This is a genomic window from Enterobacter sp. RIT418 (genome assembly GCF_003057745.1).
Taxonomy (GTDB): domain Bacteria; phylum Pseudomonadota; class Gammaproteobacteria; order Enterobacterales; family Enterobacteriaceae; genus Enterobacter.
The window spans coordinates 99,991-124,080 of record NZ_QBJD02000015.1; the positions used below are offsets into that span (position 1 = coordinate 99,991).

16 protein-coding genes and 1 CRISPR repeat array are annotated in these 24,090 nt (G+C 55.6%); of the genes, 11 read left to right on the forward strand and 5 right to left on the reverse strand.

What is annotated here, in order from left to right; all coding sequences use genetic code 11:
* Positions 1-79: 79 nt before the first annotated feature.
* The 9 genes from DBY73_RS17200 to cas6f all read left to right on the forward strand — a co-directional run bounded on the left by DBY73_RS17200 (position 80) and on the right by cas6f (position 13,246).
* Positions 80-514, forward strand: coding sequence for a hypothetical protein (locus tag DBY73_RS17200; RefSeq protein ID WP_112012284.1), 435 nt, complete (start codon positions 80-82; stop codon positions 512-514).
* 174 nt (positions 515-688) lie between these two features.
* Positions 689-3,128: direct repeats of the CRISPR family, unit length 28 nt; unit sequence GTTCACTGCCGTACAGGCAGCTTAGAAA.
* Between the two features lie 115 nt (positions 3,129-3,243).
* The gene (locus DBY73_RS17205) at positions 3,244-3,765 is read left to right on the forward strand and encodes a DUF2778 domain-containing protein (protein ID WP_112012285.1); all 522 of its coding nucleotides are present in this window, start codon (positions 3,244-3,246) and stop codon (positions 3,763-3,765) included.
* Between the two features lie 465 nt (positions 3,766-4,230).
* Entirely contained in the window at positions 4,231-4,722 is a 492-nt protein-coding gene (gene tssD / locus DBY73_RS17215; RefSeq protein ID WP_112012287.1) for a type VI secretion system tube protein TssD, read from the forward strand.
* Positions 4,723-5,189: 467 nt separating this feature from the next.
* Complete coding sequence (gene cas1f / locus DBY73_RS17220) at positions 5,190-6,173, forward strand: type I-F CRISPR-associated endonuclease Cas1f (protein WP_112012288.1); 984 nt, start codon at positions 5,190-5,192, stop codon at positions 6,171-6,173.
* Positions 6,170-9,412, forward strand: a complete 3,243-nt coding sequence (gene cas3f / locus DBY73_RS17225) for a type I-F CRISPR-associated helicase Cas3f (RefSeq protein ID WP_112012289.1) — start codon at positions 6,170-6,172, stop codon at positions 9,410-9,412. The genes cas1f and cas3f overlap by 4 nt, the downstream gene beginning before the upstream one ends.
* Before the next feature lie 15 nt (positions 9,413-9,427).
* A complete protein-coding gene (csy1, locus tag DBY73_RS17230) occupies positions 9,428-10,735 on the forward strand; it encodes a type I-F CRISPR-associated protein Csy1 (RefSeq protein ID WP_112012290.1) in 1,308 nt (435 codons plus the stop codon).
* Positions 10,732-11,667 (forward strand): type I-F CRISPR-associated protein Csy2, encoded by a 936-nt coding sequence (gene csy2 / locus DBY73_RS17235; protein ID WP_112012291.1) that lies wholly within the window; start codon positions 10,732-10,734, stop codon positions 11,665-11,667. Before csy1 ends, csy2 begins: the two co-directional genes overlap by 4 nt.
* Positions 11,668-11,680: 13 nt before the next feature.
* On the forward strand, positions 11,681-12,682 hold the full coding sequence (gene csy3, locus DBY73_RS17240; protein ID WP_112012292.1) for a type I-F CRISPR-associated protein Csy3: 1,002 nt from the start codon (positions 11,681-11,683) through the stop codon (positions 12,680-12,682).
* 9 nt (positions 12,683-12,691) lie between these two features.
* Entirely contained in the window at positions 12,692-13,246 is a 555-nt protein-coding gene (gene cas6f, locus DBY73_RS17245; RefSeq protein ID WP_112012293.1) for a type I-F CRISPR-associated endoribonuclease Cas6/Csy4, read from the forward strand.
* A 93-nt stretch (positions 13,247-13,339) separates the two neighbouring features.
* Here cas6f and infA read toward each other — a convergent pair whose 3' ends face one another.
* The 5 genes from infA to trxB form a co-directional block, all read right to left on the reverse strand.
* Positions 13,340-13,558, reverse strand: coding sequence for a translation initiation factor IF-1 (infA, locus tag DBY73_RS17250; RefSeq protein WP_002211347.1), 219 nt, complete (start codon positions 13,556-13,558; stop codon positions 13,340-13,342).
* 284 nt (positions 13,559-13,842) lie between these two features.
* The gene (aat, locus tag DBY73_RS17255; RefSeq protein WP_112012294.1) at positions 13,843-14,547 is read right to left on the reverse strand and encodes a leucyl/phenylalanyl-tRNA--protein transferase; all 705 of its coding nucleotides are present in this window, start codon (positions 14,545-14,547) and stop codon (positions 13,843-13,845) included.
* 46 nt (positions 14,548-14,593) lie between these two features.
* On the reverse strand, positions 14,594-16,315 hold the full coding sequence (gene cydC / locus DBY73_RS17260) for a cysteine/glutathione ABC transporter ATP-binding protein/permease CydC (protein WP_112012295.1): 1,722 nt from the start codon (positions 16,313-16,315) through the stop codon (positions 14,594-14,596).
* A complete protein-coding gene (gene cydD / locus DBY73_RS17265; RefSeq protein ID WP_112012296.1) occupies positions 16,315-18,081 on the reverse strand; it encodes a cysteine/glutathione ABC transporter permease/ATP-binding protein CydD in 1,767 nt (588 codons plus the stop codon). Before cydD ends, cydC begins: the two co-directional genes overlap by 1 nt.
* 114 nt (positions 18,082-18,195) lie before the next feature.
* A complete protein-coding gene (gene trxB / locus DBY73_RS17270; protein ID WP_112012297.1) occupies positions 18,196-19,164 on the reverse strand; it encodes a thioredoxin-disulfide reductase in 969 nt (322 codons plus the stop codon).
* Between the two features lie 543 nt (positions 19,165-19,707).
* Between trxB and lrp the strand changes: the two genes are divergently transcribed.
* Positions 19,708-20,202, forward strand: coding sequence for a leucine-responsive transcriptional regulator Lrp (gene lrp / locus DBY73_RS17285; protein WP_002439523.1), 495 nt, complete (start codon positions 19,708-19,710; stop codon positions 20,200-20,202).
* A 135-nt stretch (positions 20,203-20,337) separates the two neighbouring features.
* Entirely contained in the window at positions 20,338-24,057 is a 3,720-nt protein-coding gene (gene ftsK, locus DBY73_RS17290; protein ID WP_112012300.1) for a DNA translocase FtsK, read from the forward strand.
* The last annotated feature ends 33 nt before the right edge of the window (positions 24,058-24,090 follow it).

Sequence of the window (24,090 nt, forward strand, 5' to 3'; positions counted from 1 at the left end):
GCCAATTCCTTTTCGCCCGCCGCCAGAGAATTGGCGTTTCCTGCGGTGGTAAATTCAAAGTGTGTGAAGGAATTACCCAATGAATACAGAAAACAATTTCGCCCATCTCTACAGCGAATTCTCCCTCAAACCCGATCTCCCCGTCCTTGTCGAACGCTGCAAGCTGCTGGTCGAAATTCTGCTGGACTGCAATTCGCTGCCGCAAACGCAGCCTGTATGCCGCTGCCTCGGTGCCTATCTGGATGCAGTGAAGGAAGGGCTTGCGGAATCGATGAGCGATTTTCGCGTCGTGGAATTTGAAGACGAGCAGCCGCAGCACAAGGAGTGGCTGCTGGATGATACGGAAACGAAGTGCGATTACTGCCGCGCGCTCAATCACGTCCTGCTGATTTCGCATTTTGACCGCGACATGCTCCCGCATCTGACGGGCCTGCTGCATGACATTACGCACTCAATGGCTGATGACATGGTTGTGCCTCGTTGCCAAAACACGGTTGTGCATCTTATTCCCTGACGTGAAAGAGTTTGTCAGGACGTAAACTGACGCATAACTGCGGAACCCTTTTTTTGAATGCCTTTCTAAGTTATTGATTTATGAATAATGAAATTAATGGCTGGAAAAAAGGGTTCAGACAGAGAAAGTTGATTTTTTTCTTTTAGAACAATAGGGTATTGTTGTTTTCTTCCAGTTCACTGCCGTACAGGCAGCTTAGAAAAGAAGTCCTCAACTTTATCAAACATACCCTCATGTTCACTGCCGTACAGGCAGCTTAGAAACGCAAACCCTGCACGACAGATTTGAACAGCTAGTTCACTGCCGTACAGGCAGCTTAGAAAACTGCGCAGCTGCTGAGCAGCGCAGCAGAAGAGTTCACTGCCGTACAGGCAGCTTAGAAAGACCGGAGACGTCATAGAGTCACCCTCTACACGTTCACTGCCGTACAGGCAGCTTAGAAAGTGATGGGCAGCGTACTGATGAGCCTACGCCAGTTCACTGCCGTACAGGCAGCTTAGAAAAGAAAATATTCAGGCGCTTTTTGAGGCGTCAGGTTCACTGCCGTACAGGCAGCTTAGAAAAGCGCGATGCGCGCCAGCTCCAGTTCTTCCTCAGTTCACTGCCGTACAGGCAGCTTAGAAATCCGTGAGGTGAAATAGAATGTTCAGGTGGTTGTTCACTGCCGTACAGGCAGCTTAGAAACATGGAGCATTCAGCCGCAATAGCTGACTGGGAGTTCACTGCCGTACAGGCAGCTTAGAAACGTTATTTTGCGTGCGGCGAATACGGATCAAAGTTCACTGCCGTACAGGCAGCTTAGAAATATATTGGCTGGAGGTGGGCGGAGAATATGAGGTTCACTGCCGTACAGGCAGCTTAGAAAACAGAGAGCGCCATTGATGCGCCGATTAAGCGGTTCACTGCCGTACAGGCAGCTTAGAAATTTGATATAAGGCGCTTTGAACGTTTCTTTCGGTTCACTGCCGTACAGGCAGCTTAGAAAAATCACTGGAAAGCGACCTCTCCCCGGCTTATGTTCACTGCCGTACAGGCAGCTTAGAAATATCATTGTGCACGCTCCAGAAAGTCGTTAACGTTCACTGCCGTACAGGCAGCTTAGAAAACGTCGGCCGCCGTCGGTATATTCGGATCGTTGTTCACTGCCGTACAGGCAGCTTAGAAAAATATCAAGCACTACGGGCGGCGGCACCGGCTCGTTCACTGCCGTACAGGCAGCTTAGAAATGACAGCGTGGTTAAACCAGAGGGCGAAGAAATGTTCACTGCCGTACAGGCAGCTTAGAAATAATGGTGGCGGTGTTGAGTGCGGTATTTCCAGTTCACTGCCGTACAGGCAGCTTAGAAAGAGCTACTCAAAGCGGCGTAATAAATTAAGGTTGTTCACTGCCGTACAGGCAGCTTAGAAAGGAAAACTACCCGCTTGAGAATGGCAAGTTACGTTCACTGCCGTACAGGCAGCTTAGAAATCGAAATTACTGATTAATAATTTCCGGTCTGTCGTTCACTGCCGTACAGGCAGCTTAGAAAGCTCGGGACACGTGTGATGTTGCTTGAATACGGGTTCACTGCCGTACAGGCAGCTTAGAAAGCTTGCGCATTACACCTTTACCCTGACTGATCCGTTCACTGCCGTACAGGCAGCTTAGAAATATAAAGTCTCACCTTGAGGTTGTGGAGCATCGTTCACTGCCGTACAGGCAGCTTAGAAATTTAATAACTTCTGCATTTTCGTACCCGGTTGGTTCACTGCCGTACAGGCAGCTTAGAAAAGGCGGCCAGCGATATGCTCGACGAAGTGATAGTTCACTGCCGTACAGGCAGCTTAGAAAGGAAAAAGAGTCAATTTTAAACGCCATTTTCTTGTTCACTGCCGTACAGGCAGCTTAGAAAGCGCGAACCGGTTCAAGGACATGGCGGGCATCGTTCACTGCCGTACAGGCAGCTTAGAAAAGCAACCACGGTCCCGAGAGGTTTATCAAGGCGTTCACTGCCGTACAGGCAGCTTAGAAAGACTGCCGGCTCGAGCGTGATCGGCAGGCTTATGTTCACTGCCGTACAGGCTGCTTAGAAACTGGCGCGCAGAGGGTGAGGTGCACGGCTACCGGTTCACTGCCGTACAGGCAGCTTAGAAAAGGCTGCTTCCGTTCACGGCGTAAATTATGGAGTTCACTGCCGTACAGGCAGCTTAGAAAGCTTGTCGCGGTGCCTCGCGAGGTGTCAGTAAGTTCACTGCCGTACAGGCAGCTTAGAAAAGAAAGTGCGGATTCTATTTTAGGTCGCGTTGGTTCACTGCCGTACAGGCAGCTTAGAAACGGCGGCTCCATGAAACCGCCGTAGTGAATTTGTTCACTGCCGTACAGGCAGCTTAGAAAGGCAACAGCCGGGTAAATGTTTCTTGCTTAAGGTTCACTGCCGTACAGGCAGCTTAGAAAAGAAAATTTCGCCGCGCTACACGTGGCAATGTGTTCACTGCCGTACAGGCAGCTTAGAAACGAAAGTCGTCACCGGCGCGGAGGATGCCAGCGTTCACTGCCGTACAGGCAGCTTAGAAAACATTGCAGACGGCACCGGCACCACCGATGAAGTTCACTGCCGTACAGGCAGTCAATAACAAATTAATCAAGGAAAAGATATGAAGATTCTTAAATCCTTATTAGGTTTATGGTTAATAAGTTTGGGAAACAAGACTGAGGACCTGTCAGTCGTAAAACTATATGGAAGACCATTATGGCTTTAAATGGAACTATGATGCTTAACGGTGCTGACTACGCGCCCTTTAACCTCTTTGGTGTTGGCGTGTTCATGGCCCATTCTGGGAAAGGAGCCTACCGTAACAGCGGCTCTTGTGGTGCAATAAAAGGTGCGGGTCCAATTCCCCCGGGTAAATACTGGATTGTTGATCGTGGCACAGGAGGGGTCTTTTCAGGATTGAAAGCTAAGGCGCAAGATCAGTGGAACAAAATCAGATTTGGGGCTGAATTTGGACGTGATGAATGGTTTGCCTTGTATAAGGATGATTGGGGAATAGATGATGGCACCTGGATTGAAAACGTCTACCGTGGATTGTTCAGACTTCATCCCGGAACGGTGTCAGAAGGTTGTATAACGATCGCACATAATTCTGATTTTGCCTTAATTCGCAATGCACTTATGAACACAGAGCTTATTCAGATTCCTTGTATGCGTTCCCTGATGGCACGTGGCTTGGTCGAGGTTATTGATGGTGGCTACAAAAATGGTTGTTCGTAAACGGGCTGTTAGGTTGATCAAAACGGTCTGGTTTCTGACAATCACTTTTAGCGTCGGTTATTTTTTAGCTCCTCCGGAAGCTTATCTCAATCATGAGATGATATCTAAAATATGCAATGTGATTTATGGCGACGTGAATGCAGAAACAATGTACGAAACGCATACCAATATTGATATGTTGATGGTTTTTTCATTCAGTGTGTTTATTTATTTCGTAACGGTAAAGACATTCAGTAAAATAAGGAGATAACATATATCAGCTACCTGCGTCGACATACGCATGGCTTGTGGTTCAATCACGTTTTGGCCGATCGCCTCGGTAAAATCCTTTATGGATCTAAAAATATCGGTCAGGATTATTTATACGAGCTTTATACATACGTCCGGTTGATAGTTATCTAGTTAATAATAGAGACTATTTACCTGTCAGTAATGAACTTTTTTAACCAAATAAGGTAATAGAGTATGCCAATTCCTCCCTATATGTGGCTCAAAGATGATGGCGGTGCAGACATTAAAGGCTCAGTAGATGTGAAGGACCGTGAAGGTAGTATTGAGATCATAGGGTTAAGCCATGGCCTAAATCTCCCGATAGACAGTGCGGACGGTAAAATTACTGGTACGCGTCAACATTCATCAATGAGGATTGAAAAGGAGGTAGATAGGTCAACCCCCTATTTTTATAAAGCTGCATCTACCGGACAGGCATTAAAGAGCGCTGAAATTAAGTTTTATCACATTAATGATGCTGGTCAGGAGGTTTGCTATTACATTGTGTTGTTGGAGAACGTAAAGGTGACTGGCATTAACTGTGCCGTACCGAACGTGAAACTTGCGGCTAATGATAAAATCAACCACGTTGAGAGTGTGAGCCTTCAGTATGATAAAATAACCTGGCGCATCGTCGATGGGAACATTATGCACAGCGACGCCTGGAACGAACGGCCCTCAGCATAAGCGTTGATACCTATGCGCTAAATGCAGACATATACCACCGATATCCTGAGGAACCACTGCCGTACAGGCAGCTTAGAAATAAAACGTAACGCCCGTGTCATTTGTGTACAGTTCGCTGCCGTACCCCTATGTATATTTATTTACGGCTCGCCTGCCAAAAAAGAGAGTTAACGCTTCTGGTAATATAATTCTGCAAATAAAGGTACTTAGTAATCGGAAATGACACAAAAGTTACTAGAATATATCATCTATCGATGTGGATATATATTCCATTAAATTGAAACACATATAACCCTTCTGAATAATATTCTTGCGATTAATGCCTGCTAAAAATAATTGGCAATGAAATTAGACAGTTAAGTTTTGTTTAATGTCTCATAATAACTCTTTTTTTGAATTGGATCACATTCCCCACATACACATCATCGATACCATAATCATCATCGATACGTTAACAGATATATTCTATGACCCAGCCAGCCATTACGCCTTCAGATCTGAAAACGATCCTTCATTCTAAACGCGCAAATATCTATTACCTGGAAAAATGCCGTATTCAGGTAAACGGCGGGCGGGTGGAATATGTCACTCAGGAAGGTAAAGAGTCGTTTTACTGGAACATCCCAATAGCGAATACCACCGCCGTAATGCTGGGAATGGGGACCTCGGTCACCCAAATGGCGATGCGGGAATTTGCGCGCGCGGGCGTAATGGTCGGCTTTTGCGGTACGGACGGCACGCCGCTGTATTCGGCTAATGAAGTGGATATTGACGTCTCCTGGCTATGCCCGCAAAGCGAATATCGGCCCACGGCGTATCTGCAAAACTGGGTCTCGTTCTGGTTCGACGAGGAAAAACGACTGCAGGCGGCAAAGCAGTTTCAAATGATTCGGCTTCAGCAAATAGAGAAACACTGGCTGGGGTCGAGAATGCAGTGCGAGGCGGCGTTTCATCCGGATAAAACCCGGCTGCTTGAGTCTCTGGCATGCGCCCGGGAGAACATGTCGAACTCCGCCGACCATACTGCGTTGATGCTCAAAGAAGCGCTTCTCACTAAATCCCTCTATAAACAGGTTAGCCTGGCGGTTGGCTACGGCGATTTTAGCCGTGCCAAACGCGGTGGCGGTGTGGATATGGCTAACCGGTTTCTCGATCAGGGAAACTATCTGGCCTACGGGCTTGCTGCGGTGGCCGCGTGGGTGACGGGGATCCCGCACGGGCTGGCGGTGATGCACGGCAAAACCCGGCGTGGCGGGCTGGTCTTCGATCTTGCGGATCTGATTAAAGATGCGCTGGTGATGCCCCAGGCGTTTATCGCGGCGATGCAGGGAGAAGACAACATGCAGTTTCGCCAGCGCTGTATCAACGCCTTTCAGCAGGCAGACGCGCTGGACGTCATGATCGCGACGCTTCAGGAAACGGCTTGCTCACTGGCGGGTGTGGCAGAATGAACGTCCTGATTATCTCCCGCTGTACCAAACGCGCCCGTGAAATCAGCTGCCAGATTATTGACCAGTTTGCCGAACGCACCGGCGATGCGGCCTGGCAAACCCCCATAACCCTTGATGGCCTCAATACCCTGCGAAAATTATTGCGCAAACACGCGCGACGTAATACCGCGGTGGCCTGCCACTGGATTAAAAAAAGCGGTGAGACGGAATTGCTCTGGAGCGTGGGCAACCTGCGCCGCTTCAACGCCCAGGGACGCGTGCCGACAAACCGCACGACATCCAACGTGTTGAAAAGCGGAGCTGAACATCACTGGTACTGCGCAGAAAGTATTGCGCTGCTGGCCGCCATCGCCGGGCTGTTTCACGATTTTGGTAAGGCGGGAAAATGCTTTCAGCAGACCCTGACGGGTAAAAGTGATTATCGCTGCCAGCCTTATCGCCATGAATGGATTTCAGCCCGGCTTTTTCAGGGGTTTGCCGCAGGGCAGACCGACGAGGCGTGGCTGGCATCGCTTGAGCACCTGAAGCCTGCCGACGAAACGCGAATGCTGAAAGCAATGCTCAAGGAGCCGCAGCTGACGGACGGCAGTCCGTTAAAGGGACTGCCTCCGCTGGCGAGGATCGTGACATGGCTGATCCTGTCTCATCACCGCCTGCCGCAATCCCTGCAATCCAGACCCAACCTTCAGTACTGTGACGGCTGGCTTGATCGTCAGCTGAATGTCCACTGGAACGCGCTCAATCACCAGATCAATGAGAAGCATAAGTGGCAAGCCAGCGACTTAAAAAGCGTCTGGACATTCCCCAAGGGTACGCCTTTTAAAAGCGCCGTCTGGCGTGAAAAAGCCAGGCAGATCGGCAGGCGTGCCCGCCATGCAGCGTCGTTACGCCAGTATGGCACGCTGGACAATCTGTTTACCGCGCACCTTGCCCGTCTGTCATTGATGCTGGCCGATCACTTTTATTCTTCACAACCACCCTGCGTCCAGTGGCAGGCACAAGACTTTGATCTGTGGGCCAATAGCGATCGCGCCACCACTCAGCTAAAACAAAAGCTGGATGAACATAGCACAGGCGTGGCGCATCACGCCCTGCTGCTGGGGCGATCGCTGCCCTGGCTGCGGCGTTCGCTGCCCGCGATTGCGCGGCACAACACCTTTCGCGAGCGGGCGAAGGGTGAGCGGTTTCAGTGGCAGAACAAAGCCTGGGATGTGGCGTCGGCGCTTCGCGAACGCAGTGCAGCGCAGGGATTTTTTGGCATCAATATGGCATCCACCGGCTGCGGTAAGACCTTCGCCAATGCCCGCATTATGTATGCTCTGGCGGATGAGCACGCAGGCTGCCGCTTCAGCATCGCACTGGGCCTGCGTACCCTGACGCTGCAAACCGGGCAGGCGCTGCGCGAACGTCTGAGACTGGATGAGGACACGCTTGCCGTGGTCACCGGTTCGGCTGCCGTGCGTGAACTTTATGAACGACAGCTTAAAGATCAGAAAAAGGAGGAAGAGCCGGACGACAACAGCGCCAGCGACGAAGCATTTTTCGCCAGCCATCAGTACGTTCAGTATGAAGGCAGCGTGAGTCATGGCATCGCACAGCAATGGCTCTCTTCCGAGCCTGCGCTTAACCGGCTGGTGAGCGCGCCGGTGCTGGTCACGACTATTGATCATCTGATGCCCGCCACAGAAGGCATTCGCGGCGGCAGGCAGATCCCCGCTATGCTGCGCCTGATGACCAGCGACCTGGTGCTGGACGAGCCCGATGATTTTGATATTAACGACCTGCACGCGCTCTCCCGGCTGGTGAACTGGGCCGGAATGCTCGGTTCGCGCGTGCTGCTCTCTTCGGCCACGCTGCCGCCCGCGCTGACGCAGACCCTGTTCGAGGCATATCGGGCGGGGCGGGAAGCGTATCAGCAGGCATGCGGCGAGCCGAACAGGCCCGTTAATATTTGCTGCGCCTGGTTTGATGAATACGGCGCGCAGTCGCAGGATGTGGCTGAAGGTGGGGTGTTCCAGCAGGCGCACGCCCGGTTTGTCGCCGGGCGGTTGAAAAAGCTTCCTCACCAACCCGTTCTGCGGCTGGGGAAACTTGCCCGCGTCGAACCTGAATCCACCGGCGCGCAGGCGGTTATTTCCGCGGTCGCGAAAACGCTGTATCAGCAGATGCATGACCTTCACCGTGCTCACCACAGCACGCACGTAAGCGGAAAAACGGTGTCATTTGGCCTGATACGGCTGGCAAACATCAACCCGCTGGTGGCCGTGGCGCAGGCGCTGATGGCCATGCCCGCGCCGGAAAATACCTGCATCCACTACTGCGTGTATCACGGGCGGCACCCGCTGGTGGTGCGCTCGCACATTGAAGCCCGGCTGGACAGTGCCTTTACGCGCCACGATCCCGACAGAATCTGGCTGCTCCCCGAGGTGAAACAGGCGCTGGAATCGCCCTGCCAGCACCATCTGTTTGTGGTGCTTGGCACGTCCGTTTTAGAGGTGGGGCGCGATTTCTGCGCCGACTGGGGGATTATCGAACCCAGCTCCATGCGCTCGCTGATCCAGTTCGCCGGGCGAATTCAGCGCCACCGTCAAAAAGTGCCGGAGACTGAAAACCTGGTGATTTTGAACCGCAATATTAAGGCGCTGCGCGGCGAGATTATTGCGTACTGCAAGCCGGGTTTTGAGACGGAAAAAAACGCGTTTAGCGATCATGATTTGCAGACGCTGCTGCCCGCAGCGGCGTACTGTGCCATCAATGCCGTGCCGCGAATCACTGATGCAGTAGCGGATAACGCCTTTGCCGCACAGGAACACACCCGGCTGCGTGCCGCGCTGCTGGAATCTACTGACAAGAACGAGGCCATCGCTGCCCACTGGTGGAGACTGCCGCTCACCTGGTGCGGCGAGCTGCAACGGCGCACGCCGTTTCGTCAATCGGCATCACAGGAAACGTTTTACCTGGGAATGCAAGAGGAAGACGACAAGCCCGCTTTTTGTCTGATACAGACCAACGGCGGCCTGAAAGATGCGGGGCGTTTTGAACGCCAGGAGATTAAGCTGGCCGACGGCGTGGAGCCGTGGATTGCCGTGGACTATCAGGAGATATTGCTGGCGCAGGCCGAGGCGAAGCAGATGGCGCTGAAAGACGTCTCAACGCGATATGGGGAGATTACGGTGAGGGAATCAAAAGAGCAGTGGCGATATCACCCGATTCTGGGTGTTTTCAGGGATTATTACTAATTGTCAGGAGCAGGTATGTCTGTAGAAGCACTGACCGCTTTTATTGCTGAATATATTGCCGCACGACGGCAAACGAAGCTGGAAGCGTTTGATAAAGACGCGGCAAAGCGTGACGCGGCGGATCGCGTAGCTCTGGCAGCTGAGCGCCGGGAGCTTGAGCTTCGCTATGAGCCGCAGACCTGGCTCACCGATGCAGCACGACGAGCCGGGCAGATTAGCCTGGTCACCCATGCGGCAAAGTTTACGCACGGGGATTCAAAAAGCAGCAGCCTGTACAGCGAAACGACGCAGAAAGAAGGCTATCTCAGCAGCGCGACATTGGACGATATAGACCCCGATGCCGTCGGGAACGCCGCGGCGCTGGACGTGGCAAAGCTGCTGCAAACCCGCGTTGAAGGGGATTCGCTTCTCGCCTGCCTCAAACGCGGCGAGCGTACCCCGCTTGCAGCCTTCACGGACGATGCGGCTCAGCTCGATGAATGGATTACCGGTTTTTCCCGCGCGCTCACGCCCGGTGAGCCCGCTTCGCACAAGCTGGCAAAGCAGAATTATTTCCCGGTGGGTGACGATTACCATCTCCTCAGCCCTCTCTTTGCCACCTCGCTGGTGCAGGCTTACCACCAGAAGATGCTCGCGTTTCGTTTTGGCGATGACATAAATGCCATCCGCAAAGCGCGGCGCGAGAAAACCTGGCATCCGCAGCCTCTTGTGCTCTTTCCTGACAGCGCTGAAATGCACTTTGGCGGGACCAAGCCGCAGAATATCTCCTATCTGAACAGCGTGCGCGGCGGGCGGGTCTGGCTGCTTTCGGCGCAGCCTCCGCAGTGGAAGCGTGCGGATAAACCCCCGGTAAATCTGCGCTCGGTATTTACCGCTGGAGGCCAGTTTGACCGGCGGGCAGGTACGGCGGTACAGCGGTTGATATCGCTACTTACGCGCTCGAAGGACTACAACAACCGACACATCCGTGAATCACGCGATAAGTATATCGACGAGCTTATCGACCTGCTGTTTGTTGTCGTATCAGAACTGCAGCGTGAAAAATGGCAAGGCTGGACGCTCAGGTGCCCGACGTTAAAAACACACCAGCAGCTCTGGCTCGATCCGTGGAGAACGAAAACCGACGAGGCATTTCGCAAAGAGCGGGATAAAGACGACTGGCTGGAAGAGGTCGCCGCTGATTTTTCGATATGGCTGAACGCCCGCTTGCGGAAAGATTTACCCGACGTCGGAGCGGTAGAAAAACGGGAATGGGAGACACGCGAAAGGCTTCGCACCAACCTGCGTGAAATGGAAAAAATGATCCGGGAGGCGCTGAAATGAGCACGCTAATCCTCTTACGTCACGTGCGCGTGGAAAACGCCAACGCCGTTGCGGGCATCACATGGGGCTTTCCAGCCGTCACCCACTTTTTAGGCTTCACCCACGCCCTGTCGCGTATCCTGACGCAAACCCACGGGCTGACGCTGGAGGGCTGCGCCGTGGTGAGCCACGGGCACCAGCTCCACGCGCATACCTCTGGGCGCGAGTATCAGTTTGCCCTGACGCGCAACCCGCTGACGCGCGAGGGAAAAACTGCCTCCTTCAACGAAGAGGGGCGAATGCATATGACCGTCTCCCTACTGCTGGAGTGTCACGGTGAAATCGTTAACGGCGATTACGGGCAGCAGGCGCTGGCAGAGTTTCTGAAATCACGTTGCCCGACGCTGCGCCTGGCGGGCGGCATTATCGTCAGCATTAAAGATATTGCGGTTATGGATAAGCCGACGTCGGATGAACAGCTGGCTTACCTGAAGTGGCAGCTGACGCCGGGCTTTGTCCTGCGCGATCGCAGCGTCTGGCTTGAGGAACATCACCAGAGCCTGCTTGAGGATAACCCGCAGGCCACCCTGCTGGACGCCTGGCTTGATTTTGCCGCCCTCAAGTTTCAGGCGGAAACCCCGGAAGAGGGGGAGATCCATGAGGGCGAACCTGCGGACTGGCAGCGCGTGCCAAAACCGCGGCCGGGCTATCTGGTTCCGCTGATGACGGGTTACCAGCGCATTTCTGAACTCTACGCCCCCGGCGCGGTGGCAAACGCCCGCGACGATCGGACGCCATTTGCTTTTACCGAAGCGGTGTACGGCGTGGGCGAGTGGTGTGGGCTGCATCGCATTTCGTCGCTGGAGGATATTTTCTGGCGCTACCGCACCACGGAAACCGGCTACTACTGCCAGGGCGCCGACGCGCTGCAGGCAGCAAAACAACATTCATAAAAAGGACTATCACATGGCAAAGGCTCCAACTGCCGTTAAAACGGCTTCTGTACTGGCATTCGAGCGCAAGCTGGCAACCTCAGACGCGGTAATGTACGCGGGAAACTGGCAAGGGACGGACTGGCAGCCGATCCGGCTTCAGGAAAAAGCGGTGCGCGGAACGATTTCCAACCGCCTGAAAAATGCGCTGGTTAACGACCCAACGAAGTTGGATGCGGAAATCCAGAAAGCCAACCTGCAGCGCGTGGACGTGGCGGCGCTGCCGGCCGAGGCCGATACCCTTCAGGTGAGATTCACCCTGCGCGTGCTGGGCAACCTTTCCATACCGTCGGTTTGTAACGATCGCGCCTATCAGGATGCCCTGCAGCAGGTTATTGAAGGGTACATTGCCGAGCACGGCTTTAGCGCGCTGGCGCATCGCTATGCCACCAACCTGGCGAACGGTCGCTTCCTGTGGCGTAACCGCATAGGTGCAGAAAAAATTGAGATTACGGTCAAGAAGGGGAGTGAGACCTGGACGTTCAACGCCCATGACTATCCGCTGCGGGATTTCACCGCACAGGATAAGGCGCTAAACGCGCTTTCGCAGGAAATCGATAAAGGGCTGCGCGGTGAAAGCTTCGTCCTGCTGGAGGTGAGCGCTAACGTGCTGCTGGGCAAAGGGCAGGAGGTATTCCCGTCGCAGGAGCTGGTGCTCGACAGCAACAGCACCAGGAGCCGCCTGCTTTATCAGGTGGATAACGTGGCGGGAATGCACTCGCAGAAGATCGGCAACGCGGTCAGAACGATTGATACCTGGCATCCCCGCGTGGACGAACTCGGGGCCATTGCCGTGGAGCCCTACGGCTCAGTCACCAGCCGCGGTATCGCATGCCGCCAGCCGAAAGAGAAAATGGACTTTTATACGCTGCTGGATAACTGGGTGACGAAAGGGCACAAGCCAGAGGTAGATCAGCAGCATTACGTGATGGCGATTTTGATCCGCGGCGGCGTGTTTGGCGAGAAGAGTGAATAAGGAGTCATGATGGATCACTACCTTGAGATCCACGTCCTGCCTGACCCGGAGTTCAGTGAAGAGGTGCTGATGGCGGCACTGTTTGCCAAACTTCACCGGGCGCTGGGCGCGCGGGGAAAGGGCGATATTGGCGTGAGCTTTCCGCTGCATAACCTTAAGCCGGGCACCTGCCTTCGTCTGCACGGGAGTGCTTCGGCCCTGCAGGCGCTGGAGTCAACGTTGTGGCGAAAAGGGCTGACGGACTATTGCCATTGTACGGATATCTGCCCGGTTCCGGCGATAGCGCGCTGGCGCTGCGTGAGCCGCGTGCAGGTCAAAAGCAGCCCGGAGCGATTGTTGCGTCGTTCGGTCAAAAAAGGCTGGTTGACGGAGGAGGAGGCTCAACAGAGGCTGCCGGGCATGAGCCAACAGCAGACCGATTTGCCCTGGCTCAATTTGCGCAGCCTGTCCACGGGGCAGACGTTCCGGCTGTTTATCCGGCACGGCGAGATTGGTAATTCGCCCGTTTCGGGGACGTTTTCCGCCTACGGCTTAAGTTCCGCGGCTACCATCCCCTGGTTTTAACTGTGTCAGGATGTCTGCAAATCATATAAAAAAATAAGGCCGGGATTAACCCGGCCTTATTTCATATTCATCTGCCTTTACAGGCGAAAACAATTAGCGACTACGGAAGACAATGCGGCCTTTGCTCAGGTCGTACGGGGTCAGTTCAACAGTCACTTTGTCGCCCGTCAAAATGCGGATATAGTTTTTGCGCATTTTACCGGAGATGTGCGCAGTTACCACGTGACCGTTTTCCAGCTCTACGCGAAACATGGTGTTAGGCAACGTATCAAGTACGGTACCCTGCATTTCAATATTGTCTTCTTTGGCCATCTAATCCTCTGGGGTATCACTACCAAGTTTTGAACCGGCAAGATAATGCCGAAATTCATCAATTAAGTAAAGAATTGCGCGATTAAAACGCAGCAAAACAGTTTCAGCGCATTGCCCAAGCGTCACGCTACAACCGAACAGGAAGCGCATTCGTAAAGGGGAGACGACAGGATAAACGTCAGGACGTTATCTGAAGCGGGGGTCCCAAACGGCGGCGGGGCAACAGGCAGAAGCTACTCTGCGGCGTAATTATAACACCCTCATAAAAAATGTGCGGAAAACATTTAGGCTTTGGGCATAAAGAGCGTGCGTGGGATCCAAAAATCGTGCGCAAGCGTCTCATGACGATAGCTGTCCAGATGCTCAATGTAGCCGCGGCGCGAAATTTCAACGGCGCCGAGCGACGCGGTATGCTCATTAAGGACCTGGCAATCCAGCAGCTTACCACCGCGTTCAGCAAACTCTTTGCAGAACACCAGCAGCGCGGTTTTGGACGCGTTCACGGCGCGGGAGAACATTGATTCGCCACAGAACAAGGTCCCCTGGGCTACGCCATACATGCCGCCCACCAGCTCATGCTTTTCCCACACCTCTATCGAATGCGCATAGCCAAGCTCGTGCAGGCGCTCGTAGGCGATAACGATCTCACGGGTGATCCAGGTGCCTTCATGGCGGTCGCTGGCGCAGCCTTCGATCACCTGGCTGAACGCATGGTTGAGGGTCACGCGATAGGGAGATTTAGCATGAAACCGCTTCATGCTGCGGCTGAGGTGAAACGCCGTTGGCCACAGCACCGCGCGCGGGTCGGGTGACCACCATAAAATAGGATCGCCCGGGGAAAACCACGGGAAAATTCCGCGCTGATAGGCCATTAACAGCCGCGCTGGGCTGAGATCGCCGCCCAGCGCCAGCAGACCGTTGGGCTCACGAAGCGCCCCCTCAGGTGAGGGGAACGCAATATTATGACGAGAGAGCTGGACCAGGCGCATGACGGCGAAACTCCACTACGCGAGTTGGGATCGGTTCAAATATAGCTTACAGACGCTGTTTAAACTGATAGTAGCGACCCTGTTTTGCCATCAATTCAGAATGATTACCTTGCTCAATAATGTGCCCGTTGTCCATCACAATTATTTGATCAAAACTCGCCAGGCCGCGCAGGCGGTGCGTTACCATCAGCACGGTTTTCCCGGACATCACGTTACCCAGTAAATCAAGGATTTGGCTTTCCGTGGTCGCATCAAGCCCTTCTGTAGGCTCGTCCAGCAGCATCAGCGGAGCATTGTGCAGCAGCGCGCGGGCAATCGCCAGACGGCGCAGCTCCCCGCCGGAAAGCTGACGACCGCCTTCGCCGAGCCAGCTGTTTAACCCGTCGTCTTCCAGAAGCCTATGCAGGCCGACCTGCTCCAGCGCCCCGCAAAGCTGGTCATCTGTCGCTTCCGGTGCGGCAAGCAGCAGGTTGTCGCGCAGCGTGGCGCTGAAAAGATGTACGCGCTGCGGCACGACGCTGACGGTTTTGCGCAGCGCATCTTCGCTGAAATCGGTCAGCGCGATGCCGTTAAAGCGGATCTCGCCGCGCTGCGGATCCCACGCGCGGGTCAGCAGCTGAAGCAGCGTTGATTTTCCGCAGCCTGTACGGCCGAGGATTGCCACGTGCTGGCCTGCGCCTACGGAGAGGTCGATCTCTTCCAGCGCGTTCTGCGCCTGCGGGCTATAGGCGAAGGTTATTCCGCTGAGGGTGAGCGTGACCTGTTCAGGAACAGGCGTTTGCGCAGCGGAAAAGGTCACTTCCGGCTCCTGCTCCGCAATCTGCGTTATGCGCAGGGCGGAGGCAATAACCTGCCCAAGATGCTGGAATGCCCCGGTGACGGGGGCCAGCGCTTCAAAGGCGGCCAGCGCGCAGAAGACGAAGAGGGCAATAAGCGGGCCCGGCTGGGCGTGACTGCCTACGCCGCCGGAGGCCATCCAAAGCATAGCTACAACGGCAATGCCGCCGATCAGCATCATCAGCGCCTGGGATAGCGCGGTCAGCTCGGACTGGCGGCGCTGGGCTTCGTGCCAGTTCAGCTCGGTATTTTCCATTTGGGCGCGATAGCGGCTGCTGGCACCAAAGAGGGTCAGCTCGGCCTGACCCTGAAGCCAGGAGGTGAGCTGCTGCCGGTAATCGCCACGCAGGCGCGTCAGGTTCTCTCCGGCAGATTTCCCCGCCCGATAAAACAGCGGCGGCAGGGCGATGAGCGTAAGCAGCATAATGCCGCCCAGCGTCAGCGCGAGCGTAACATCCAGCGCGCAAAGCCCCAGCGTAACCACCACGATGACCACGAACGCGCCTATCAGCGGGGAGATCACCCGCAGGTAGAGGTGGTCCAGGGTGTCGACATCCGCCACCACGCGGTTGAGCAATTCGCCCTGACGAAAGCGCGCCAGTCCGGCAGGGGAGAGGGGGAGCAGCTTGCTGAACGTGTAAATTCGCAGGTGCTGAAGCACGCGGAAGGTGGCATCGTGGCTCACCAGGCGTTCAAAGTAGCGTCCGGCGGTGCGGGCAATCGCAGTGCCGCGCACGCCCGCTGCGGGAAGCATATAGTTAAAGCTGTAGAGCCCCGCGAAGCCCGCAACGGCAGAGGCGGATAAGAACCAGCCGGACAGCGTCAGTAGGCCGATGCTGGCCAGCAGGGTAACGATGGCGAGCACAATCCCCAGCGTAAGCATCCATTTGTGGCGCTTGTAAAGCGCCAGATACGGTAACAGAGCGCGCATCAGATATCCTCCTGACGATTCGCCAGCAGGGCGGCAAACTGCCCCTGCGCGGCAACAAGCGAGGCATAATCGCCTTGCTCGACGATTTGACCGTTTTCCATCACCCAGATCCGATCCCAGTCGGCAAGTCCTTCCAGCTGGTGGGTGACCATCAGCGTCGTTTGCTGCCGCGAGGCGGCGTTAAGCGCGTCCATGACGCGCTGCTCGCTGTGCGCGTCAAGGCTGGCAGCCGGTTCATCCAGCAGCATCAGCTGGCACGGGTTGAGCAGGGCGCGAGCCACCGCAACGCGCTGGGCCTGACCGACGGACAGGCCAGCGGACTGATCGCCCACGATGGTATCCACGCCCTGCGGGAGCAGCGGCAGAAACTCGCTGACCCAGGCGCGGTCAAGCACCGACTTCAGCTCGTCATTGCTGGCGTCCGGGCGTGCCAGAAGCACGTTTTCACGAAGCGTCGCAGCGGGGAGCTGAGGGTTCTGTCCCACCCAGCTGAGCTGCTTGCGCCAGGCGTCAGGATCGAGATTGCTCAGCTCCGTTTTGTTCACCTGAAGGGAGCCGGTGTAGGCCATGAAGCCAGATAGGGCATTAAGCAGCGAGCTTTTACCGGACCCGCTGGTGCCAACCACCACGACGCGCTGCCCGGCTGGGAGGGTAAAGTTAAGCGGACCCGCAAGCACTTTCCCTTCCGGTGACAGGACCGAAAAATCACGCGCTTCGATAGCGACAGCTTCATTTGCATTCAGCGTAACGTCACCGCGTTCAGGATGCGCCAGCGGCGTCTCCATGAAGGTTTTCAGGCTGTCGGCTGCGCCTACGGCCTGGGCTTTTGCATGGTAGAAGGTGCCGAGATCGCGAAGAGGCTGGAAAAACTCCGGGGCCAGGATCAGCGCCAGGAAACCGGCTGACAGCGTCACCGCCGTACCATAGTGTCCGAAGTCCAGCGCGCCAAGATAGGAAAAGCCGAAATAAACCGCCACCAGCGCGATCGACAATGAGGTGAAAAACTCAAGCACGCCGGAGGACAGAAATGCCAGGCGGAGCACTTCCATGGTGCGCTGGCGGAAGTCCTGTGACGCCCGGCGGATGTTTTCGGTCTCGGCTTCGCCCCGGCCAAAAATACGCAGCGTTTCCATCCCGCGAAGGCGATCGAGGAAGTGGCCGCTCAGGCGGCTCAGCGCCAGAAAGTTTCGGCGGTTGGCGTCCGCCGCGCCCATGCCGACCATCGCCATAAACAGCGGGATGAGGGGAGCGGTGCCCAGCAAAATCAGCGCGGCGACCCAGTTGACGGGAAAAATCGTCACGACGATCAGCAGCGGCACGCACACCGCCAGCGCCATCTGGGGGAGATAGCGCGCGTAGTAGTCGTGCATATCGTCAATTTGTTCAAGGATCAGCGTCGCCCAGCTCCCGGCGGGTTTTCCCTGAATCCACGCAGGCCCAGCCTCCTGAAGGCGGTCAAGCACCTGGCGGCGTATTTCGTAGCGGATGTGCTGCCCGGCGTGAAAGCCGACCCGCTCGCGCAGCCAAACGACCCAGGCGCGTAAAATGAAGACCAGCACCAGGACGATAAACGGCAGCAGGAGCGCCTCGCGGGGAATGTTCTCCATGATCATGTGGTGAAGAATGCGGGCCAGCAGCCATGCCTGGGCAACAATCAACAGGCCGCTGATAAGCCCCAGAATACGGGAAATATTCAGCCAGCGGCGGGAAATAACGCTTTGCTGTTTAAGCCAGCGTGTTAGCTCTTGTTGACGGGTCTTTTCCATTGCGTACTTTGCAGGTGACGTTATTAGAAATTGGGCAGCGCAATGTTACAACGGAGAGACAATAAAGGCGACTTATCGCCGCCTTTATTTACGTTTGTTACTGACTTGTAAAGATTATTTACGTTGTTCAGCCAGTCCATCAAGGTAGCGCTCAGCGTCCAGCGCGGCCATACAGCCCGTGCCGGCAGAGGTGATCGCCTGACGGTAAATATGGTCCATGACGTCGCCCGCGGCGAAGACGCCCGGGATGCTGGTCTGGGTTGCATTGCCGTGAATGCCGGACTGTACCTTAATGTAGCCGTTTTCCAGCTCCAGCTGGCCGTCGAAGATGGCGGTGTTTGGGCTGTGACCGATGGCCACGAACAGACCCGCAACGTCCAGCGTCTCGACGTTATCGGTGTTCTGTGTATCACGGATACGCAGTCCTGCAACGCCCATCTGATCGCCCGTCACTTCTTCAAGCGTACGGTTGGTGTGCAGCACGATGTTGCCGCTCGCCACTTTATCCATCAGGCGTTTGATCAGAATTTTCTCCGCGCGGAACGTCTCGCGGCGGTGGATCAGGTGCACTTCAGAGGCGATGTTCGCCAGGTAAAGCGCTTCTTCCACGGCGGTATTACCGCCGCCGATGACCGCGACCTTCTGATTACGGTAGAAGAAACCGTCGCAGGTTGCGCAGGCAGAGACGCCGCGGCCTTTAAACGCTTCTTCGGAAGGCAGGCCCAGATAGCGAGCGGATGCGCCGGTCGCAATAATCAGCGCGTCGCAGGTGTACTCACCGCTGTCGCCCGTCAGGCGGAACGGTCGATTCTGGAGGTCCACCTTACTAATGTGGTCGAACAGAATTTCGGTCTCGAACTTAGCGGCATGCTCGTGCATGCGCTCCATCAGCAGCGGCCCGGTCAGGTCGTTCGGATCGCCTGGCCAGTTTTCCACTTCGGTGGTGGTGGTCAGCTGACCGCCTTTTTCCATGCCGGTGATGAGTACCGGTTGCAGGTTAGCGCGTGCAGCATAGACCGCCGCGGTGTATCCCGCAGGTCCAGAACCAAGGATTAGCAGCTTACTGTGTTTGGCCGTGCCCATGAGATCCCCATTGTTGTTGGCAGACAGTTGGCAGGATTGTAGGGAATTTGTTGTCGTAAAAAAAGAGCACAGCAATTTTGATATCGATGTGTGTAATAGCCTGCGTCGATGAGCCGGGCGCTATAACATAACGTCTTCTACTGAAAACCGGTCGATTATAAGGCAATAAAATGAGGATTAATCCTCGGGCGTAATGAATATCCGGCATGTTGTACTAAAAATCGATGTTTTGCTTTGACAATCCCCTGCGCTTTTGCGAAAACATTGAAGGAAGAAAAAAATACCGCGTTAAGCGTGTGCCGCATAAGCATGCACGTAAATGCCATTTTTACCGTGTCAGTGAAATCTACGCATGGCGTGGACAGACGCCATGCGTGATGTCGGTGACGGCTTTAGTGCAACGGTCTTCTTACCACAGAACCCGAATCCGCATTGCGTCTAAAACATAACCAGGCAATGTGATGACTAACGGGGACGGCTCTGAACAGTGATGTGCACAGGGTCCAGGCAGGAGTAGGGAAGGAATACAGAGAGACAATAATAATGGTAGATAGCAAGAAGCGCCCTGGCAAAGATCTCGACCGTATCGATCGTAACATTCTTAATGAATTGCAAAAGGATGGGCGTATTTCCAACGTCGAGCTTTCAAAACGTGTGGGACTTTCTCCGACGCCGTGCCTTGAGCGCGTGCGCCGACTGGAAAGACAGGGTTTTATTCAGGGCTACACGGCTCTGCTGAACCCGCATTATCTGGATGCCTCACTTCTGGTATTTGTTGAGATTACTCTGAATCGTGGCGCGCCGGATGTGTTTGAGCAATTTAACTCCGCTGTACAAAAACTTGAAGAAATTCAAGAGTGTCATTTGGTTTCGGGCGATTTCGACTACCTGCTGAAAACGCGTGTGCCAGACATGTCCGCCTATCGTAAACTGCTGGGTGAAACCTTGCTGCGTCTGCCGGGCGTAAATGACACCCGTACTTACGTGGTGATGGAAGAGGTCAAACAGAGCAATCGTCTGGTAATTAAGACGCGCTAACACGGAACAGGTGCAAAATCAGTGTAGTTTGATTACACTCCTGTTAATCCATACAGCAACAGTGCCGGGGATACCCGGCACTGTTGTCCGTTTTAGCAAACAGGCAGGGTATGCCTGATACCTGGAGAGCCTTTCTTGAGCCAGGAATATACTGAAGACAAAGAAGTCACATTATCTAAGCTAAGCAGCGGACGTCGTCTCCTTGAGGCGTTGCTGATCGTTGTTGCCCTTTTTGCCGTCTGGCTGATGGCAGCCTTACTCAGTTTTAATCCTTCCGATCCAAGCTGGTCACAAACCGCATGGCATGAGCCTATACATAATTTAGGCGGCACGCCCGGCGCCTGGCTTGCGGATACTCTCTTTTTCATTTTCGGTGTGATGGCCTACACCCTTCCCGTCATTATCATTGGCGGATGCTGGTTCGCCTGGCGTCATCGGCAGAATGATGACTACATCGATTACTTCGCGGTTTCGCTGCGCCTGATTGGCGCGTTAGCGTTGATTCTGACCTCCTGCGGGCTGGCGGCAATTAACGCCGATGATATCTGGTATTTCGCCTCCGGTGGCGTTATCGGCAGCCTGTTGAGCACCGCGCTGCAGCCGATGCTGCACAGCAGCGGCGGAACGCTTACGCTGCTTTGCATATGGGCCGCGGGCCTGACGCTTTTCACCGGCTGGTCATGGGTGAGTATTGCTGAAAAAATCGGCAGCTTTATCCTCACTCTCCTGACGTTTGCCAGCAACCGCACCCGCCGTGATGACACGTGGGTTGATGAAGACGAATACGAAGATGAGTATGAAGATGACGATGCGCCCGTTGAGCACCGTGAATCTCGTCGTGCGCGCATTTTGCGCGGCGCGCTCGCGCGCCGCAAACGCGTAGCTGAAAAATTTGCTAACCCGCTTGGGCGTAAAACCGATGCGGCACTCTTCTCCGGCAAACGCATGGATGAAGACGAACAGGTTGAATATCGCGCGGCGGGGGCACCGGTCGATCCTGATGACGTATTGTTCTCAGGCAGCCGTGCTACGCCGGGGGATTACGATGAATACGATCCGCTGCTAAACGGTCATTCGGTTACCGAGCCAGTTGCGGCAGCGGCAGCGGCGACAACCGCGGCGCAGGCGTATGCCGCACCGGCCGAAGCGACTATGCACTCAGCCTCGGTTCCTGCCCCGGAATCGGTTGTGCAGCAGCCGCAGGTTGACTGGCAGACCGCGCCTGGCGTGCATACGCCGGAGCCGACCATCTCACCAGAGCCGGCAAGCTATGCCCCTGTTCAACAGCCTGTTCAGCATGAGCAGTGGCAGCAGCCCTATCAGCCGGAACCTGTCTATGAGCCTGAGCCTTATCAGCAGCCTGTCGCACAGCCGCATCAGTCGTATGTGCCTGAACATCCGGTAGAACCGGTACAACCTGCGGTTGAGCCTCAGCCTGAGGCGGTGGAAGAGGTTAAACCGGCTCGTCCACCGCTGTACTATTTTGAAGAAGTCGAAGAGCGACGCGCCCGCGAGCGCGAGCAGCTCGCGGCCTGGTATCAGCCCGTGCCAGAACCCGTGCACGAGCCGGCTGTGCCGACACCTTCCGCTGCCGTCCCTTCCGTTGACACAACGCCTGCCGTTGCGCCCGTTGCCGAGAGCATTAAGCAGGCGACGACCGCAGCCGCCGCGTCTGCGCCGGCCTTTAGCCTGGCAGCAGGCGGAGCGCCGCGTCCTCAGGTGAAAGAGGGGATTGGCCCACAGCTGCCGCGTCCAAATCGCGTTCGCGTGCCAACCCGCCGCGAGCTGGCGTCCTACGGCATCAAGCTGCCTTCCCAGCGCATGGCGGAAGAAAAAGCGCGTGAGCCCGAGTACGAAGATGACGCGGACGAAATGCATCAGGACGAGCTGGCGCGCCAGTTCGCTGCCCAGCAGAATCAGCGCTATGGCGAGGAGTACCAGCACGACGTGCAGGTTCAGGAAGACGAAGACGACGCCGCTGAAGCGGAACTCGCGCGTCAGTTTGCGGTAACCCAGCAGCAGCGCTATTCCGGCGAACAGCCTGCTGGTGCGAATCCGTTCTCGCTGTCTGATTTTGAATTTTCACCGATGAAAGATCTGGTGGACGATGGCCCAAGCGAACCGCTCTTTACGCCGAGCGTAATGCCCGAGGTTGAGCCCGCTCGCCAGCCGCCAGCACCTGCGCCGCAGGCTTACGCCCCGCAGCAGCCTGCTCCGCAAGCTTATGCGCCGCAGCCCGCTCAGCAGACGTATGCGCAACCGCAGCAGCCTCAACAGGCACCGCAGTTCCAGCAGCCCGCGCCGGCGCAGCAGGAAAGCCTAATTCACCCGCTGCTGATGCGTAACGGCGATAGCCGTCCGCTCCAGCGTCCGAGCACGCCGCTACCGTCGCTGGACCTGCTCACGCCGCCACCGTCTGAAGTTGAGCCGGTAGATACCTTTGCGCTGGAACAGATGGCGCGCCTGGTGGAAGCGCGTCTGGCCGATTTCCGCATTAAGGCGGACGTGGTGAACTACTCGCCTGGTCCGGTCATTACGCGTTTCGAGCTTAATCTGGCACCTGGCGTAAAAGCCGCGCGTATTTCTAACCTGTCCCGCGATCTGGCGCGCTCATTGTCGACCGTTGCCGTGCGTGTGGTAGAGGTTATTCCGGGCAAGCCGTACGTTGGCCTCGAGCTGCCGAACAAGAAGCGCCAAACCGTTTACCTGCGCGAAGTGCTGGATAACACCAAGTTCCGCGATAACCCGTCTCCGCTGACCGTGGTGCTGGGCAAAGATATCGCGGGCGATCCGGTAGTTGCCGATCTGGCGAAGATGCCGCACCTGCTGGTCGCCGGTACAACGGGTTCCGGTAAGTCCGTCGGCGTGAACGCCATGATCCTCAGCATGCTCTACAAAGCGCAGCCGGAAGACGTGCGCTTTATTATGATCGACCCGAAAATGCTCGAGCTGTCGGTCTACGAAGGCATTCCACACCTGCTGACGGAAGTTGTGACCGACATGAAGGATGCTGCCAACGCCCTGCGCTGGAGCGTCAACGAAATGGAGCGTCGCTACAAGCTGATGTCAGCGCTGGGCGTGCGTAACCTTGCCGGTTATAACGAGAAAATTGCCGAAGCCATGCGCATGGGGCGCCCAATTCCCGATCCTTACTGGAAGCCGGGTGACAGTATGGATGCCCAGCATCCGGTGCTGGAAAAACTGCCTTACATCGTGGTGCTGGTGGATGAATTTGCCGACCTGATGATGACCGTCGGTAAGAAAGTGGAAGAGCTGATTGCCCGTCTGGCGCAGAAAGCGCGTGCGGCCGGTATTCACCTCGTCCTCGCGACGCAGCGTCCATCTGTAGATGTCATTACCGGTCTTATTAAGGCAAACATCCCGACGCGTATCGCGTTTACCGTATCGAGTAAAATTGACTCCCGCACCATTCTCGATCAGGGCGGCGCGGAATCGCTGCTGGGTATGGGTGATATGCTTTATTCCGGCCCGAACTCCACGTCGCCGGTTCGCGTTCACGGCGCGTTCGTCCGTGATGAGGAAGTTCATGCCGTGGTCCAGGACTGGAAGGCGCGCGGGCGTCCGCAGTACGTTGACGGCATCACTAACGATACCGAAAGCGAAGGCGGCGGCGGTGGTTTTGACGGCGGCGAAGAGCTCGATCCGTTATTCGACCAGGCGGTTAACTTCGTGACCGAGAAGCGTAAAGCCTCTATCTCGGGCGTGCAGCGTCAGTTCCGCATCGGCTACAACCGAGCGGCGCGCATCATCGAGCAGATGGAAGCCCAGGGCATCGTGAGCGAGCAGGGGCACAACGGTAACCGCGAGGTGCTGGCTCCGCCGCCGTTTGAGTGATGGTCCCAGTAATGCAAAGAAGGGTAAATCAGT